This window comes from uncultured Phenylobacterium sp., from assembly GCF_902826855.1.
Taxonomy (GTDB): domain Bacteria; phylum Pseudomonadota; class Alphaproteobacteria; order Caulobacterales; family Caulobacteraceae; genus Phenylobacterium.
Genome location: NZ_CADEGK010000353.1, coordinates 1 through 2272, shown reverse-complemented (window position 1 = coordinate 2272; position 2272 = coordinate 1). Strand labels below are relative to the sequence as shown.

The 2272-nt window shown below is 67.7% G+C and carries 2 protein-coding genes; one reads left to right on the top strand and one right to left on the bottom strand.

Going from position 1 to position 2272, the window contains the following annotated elements; translation table 11 throughout:
- Positions 1-1867: acetate--CoA ligase (gene acs, locus QZV94_RS24650; RefSeq protein WP_293683055.1), on the bottom strand; the 1867-nt coding region annotated here is incomplete at its 3' end.
- An 87-nt stretch (positions 1868-1954) separates the two neighbouring features.
- On the opposite strand from acs, the gene QZV94_RS24645 reads away from it, so the two are divergent.
- Entirely contained in the window at positions 1955-2251 is a 297-nt protein-coding gene (locus QZV94_RS24645) for a hypothetical protein (protein ID WP_293683053.1), read from the top strand.
- Positions 2252-2272: the final 21 nt, after the last annotated feature.

Genomic DNA, 2272 nt, shown 5'->3' with positions numbered 1-2272 from the left:
CGATCTTGCGCAGGATGCGGCGCATGATCTTGCCCGAACGCGTCTTGGGCAGGCCGGGCGCGAACTGGATCACGTCGGGCGCCGCGAACGGCCCGATCTCGCGCCGCACATGGCCGCGCAGGTCGGCCTGCAGCGCCTCGGTCGCGTCGACCCCGACCTTCAGGGTCACGTAGCAGTAGATGCCCTGGCCCTTGATATCGTGCGGATAGCCGACGACGGCGGCCTCGGCCACCGCGGTGTGGCTCACCAGCGCGCTCTCGATCTCGGCGGTGCCCAGGCGGTGGCCGGACACGTTGATCACATCGTCCACCCGGCCTGTGATCCAGTAGTAGCCGTCTTCGTCCCGCCGCGCCCCGTCGCCGGTGAAGTACTTGCCGGGGTAGGTCGAGAAGTACGTATCGAAGAAGCGCTGGTGGTCGCCGTAGACCGTGCGCATCTGGCCGGGCCAGCTGTCGGTGATGCAGAGGTTGCCGTTGACGGCGCCGTCCAGCACCAGGCCCTCGGCATCAACCAGCTGCGGCATGACGCCCGGCAGCGGCATGGCGCACGATCCGGGCTTCAGCGCATGCGCGCCAGGAAGCGGGCTCATCAGGCAGGCGCCGGTCTCGGTCTGCCACCAGGTGTCGACGATCGGGCAACGGCCCTCGCCCACCACCCGATGGTACCAGAGCCAGGCCTCGGGGTTGATCGGTTCTCCCACCGTGCCCAGCAGGCGGATCGACTGGCGCGACGTGCGCTGCACCGGGCCGTCGCCCTCGCGCATCAGGGCCCGGAGCGCCGTGGGCGCGGTGTAGAAGATCTCCACCTTATGCTTGTCGCAGACCTCCCAGAACCGTGAGGGAGTCGGGTAGTTGGGCACGCCCTCGAACATCAGGCTGGTCGCCGCATTGGCCAGCGGGCCGTAGACCACGTAGCTGTGCCCGGTGACCCATCCCACATCGGCCGTGCACCAGAACACTTCCCCAGCGCGATAGTCGAATACCGTCTCGAACGTCCAGCTGGCCCAGGCCAGATAGCCGCCGGTGGTGTGCAGCACCCCCTTCGGCTTTCCCGTCGAGCCGGAGGTATAGAGGATGAACAGCGGATCCTCGGCGTTCATCGGCTCGGGGTCGCACTGGTCGGAGACGGTCTTCTTCAGGTCCGCGAACCACGCGTCGCGACCCTCGACCATGTTCACGTCGGTGGGCGTGCGCCGCACGACAATGACATCCGTGACGCCAGGGCAGGACTTCAGCGCCTCGTCGACATTGGCCTTCAGCGGCACCGGCCGCCCGCCGCGCAGGCCCTCATTGGCGGTGATCACGAGCTTTGAGTCGCAGTCCTGGATGCGGCCGGCGATGCTGTCGGGCGAAAAACCTCCGAAGACGACGGAGTGGATCGCCCCGATCCGGGCGCAGGCGAGCATGGCGGCGGCCGCCGCCGGAATCATCGGCAGGTAGATGGTGACCCGGTCGCCCTTCTTGACGCCCTTGGCCTTCAGGACATTGGCCCAGCGGCAGACCTCGGCATGGAGCTGGCGGTAGGTCAGCGCGTCATAGGCGCTGCCGTCGTCGTTCTCCCAGATCAGCGCAATGGTGTCGCCGTTGGACGCCAGGTGGCGGTCCAGGCAATTGACCGAGACGTTGAGCACCCCGTCGGCGTACCAGCGAATGCGGAAGTCGGCCTTCTCGAACGAGACATCCTTCACCTCGGTGAACGGAGCGATCCAGTCGAGCCGCCGGCCGACATCGCCCCAATAGCCGGCCGGATCGACGTCCACGCGTCGCACGGCCGCCTCGTAGGCAGCCGCATTCATATGGGCCTTTTTGGCCCATTCGTCGGGAACCGGAAAAACCTCGCCGTCGGACACTTCGACCTCCCAACGCATTGCTCTCTCGGAAGTAGCCGGAGAGGGCGCCTTGGTGCAACGCCGCACCGTCTTGCGGCCAGCTCCGAATGCGCCGAGGGTCCCGCGATGCTGCGTAGTATCGCCATAGTTACGCTGGCCGCAGTCGCTCTCGCGGCCTGCGGCCGCACACCGCCGCGCGGCGCCGCCGAGAGCGCCAGCCGCCTCCTCGCCGCCGCCTACAAGGGCGATCGCGTCGCCTTCGAGGCCCTGATCGACCGCGCCGCCGTGCGCGCCGACGTTCGCCGCCAAGTGGCGGAGCTGGCGCAGGGCTCGGCGCTGGACGTGGACGGCGGTCCTTCCGAATTCGCCCTCGACCGGATGATCAGCCCTCAACCTGCATTCCCCAAGTGGCGTGGCGTTTGAGGTGAAGATCGCCTGTATCCG